This window comes from Streptomyces sp. NPDC007901 (assembly GCF_042959465.1).
Lineage (GTDB): Bacteria > Actinomycetota > Actinomycetes > Streptomycetales > Streptomycetaceae > Streptomyces.
The window spans coordinates 1-1,171 of record NZ_JBIBKW010000112.1; the positions used below are offsets into that span (position 1 = coordinate 1).

Sequence of the window (1,171 nt, forward strand, 5' to 3'; positions counted from 1 at the left end):
CCGGCGGCCGGGGCGGCCTCCACGGCAGCGCTGTTGGGCTTGACCGTGATGACCGGGGTGCCCTTGGAGACACGGGACCTGGTGGTGAACGAGGCGGCGAACACCGACTGGGTGGCCACCGGGCCCTCGTCGCCGGCCTCGAGGTCGACGGCGTCGGTGATGATGCCGGAGTTGATGCGCAGCGCGAGGCGGGCGGCGATCTCCTTGCCCTCGGCGGAGGAGGGGACCAGCACGGCGGCCGGGGACACCTGCTCGACGGCGGCCTGCAGCGCGTCGACCTTCGGGACGACCAGGTAGTCGGCGTACTCGGAGGCGTCGTGGGTCAGCACCTTCACGGCGCCGTGCTCGGCGAGCGCGGCGGCGGTGCCGGCGGCACCGGCACCGAGCGCGACGGCGACGGGCTCGCCGATGCGGCGGGCCAGCGTCAGCAGCTCCAGGGTGGGCTTGCGGACGGCGCCGTCCACGTGATCGACGTAGACGAGGACTTCAGCCATGGGATTGCTCTCCTGCGAAACGAAGTTGAGGGGCGGTCAGCGAGTGCGGGGCTCAGATGAACTTCTGGCCCGCGAGGAACTCGGCGAGCTGCTTGCCGCCCTCGCCCTCGTCCTTGACGATCGTGCCCGCGGTACGGGCCGGACGCGCGGTGGCATCCTGGACCGCGGTCCAGGCGCCCTGAAGGCCGACCTCCTCCGCCTCGATGTCGAGGTCGGACAGGTCCCACGACGCCACCGGCTTCTTCTTGGCGGCCATGATGCCCTTGAAGGACGGGTACCGCGCCTCACCCGACTGGTCGGTCACCGACACCACCGCCGGAAGCGAGGCCTCCAGCTGCTCCGAAGCGGCGTCACCGTCACGACGGCCCTTCACGACACCGTCCTCGACCGAGACCGCGGAGAGCAGGGTGACCTGCGGGACACCCAGACGCTCCGCCAGCAGGGCCGGGACCACACCGGCGGTGCCGTCGGTGGAGGCCATACCGGAGATCACCAGGTCGAAGCCGGCCTTCTCGATCGCCTTCGCCAGCACCAGCGAGGTGCCGATCGCGTCGGTGCCGTGCAGGTCGTCGTCCTCGACGTGGATCGCCTTGTCCGCACCCATCGACAGCGCCTTGCGCAGCGCGTCCTTGGCGTCCTCGGGACCCACCGTCAACACGGTCACCTCGACGTCGTCG

At 71.1% G+C, this 1,171-nt stretch carries 1 protein-coding gene and 1 pseudogene; both read right to left on the reverse strand.

Annotated features, from left to right (window positions below; translation table 11 throughout):
- A pseudogene (locus ACFZDK_RS55900) lies at positions 1 to 494 on the reverse strand (electron transfer flavoprotein subunit alpha/FixB family protein); the annotation flags it as partial.
- A 52-nt stretch (positions 495 to 546) separates the two neighbouring features.
- Positions 547 to 1,171, reverse strand: a 625-nt coding sequence (locus ACFZDK_RS55905; protein WP_390987147.1) for an electron transfer flavoprotein subunit beta/FixA family protein, incomplete at its 5' end; no start/stop codon positions are given.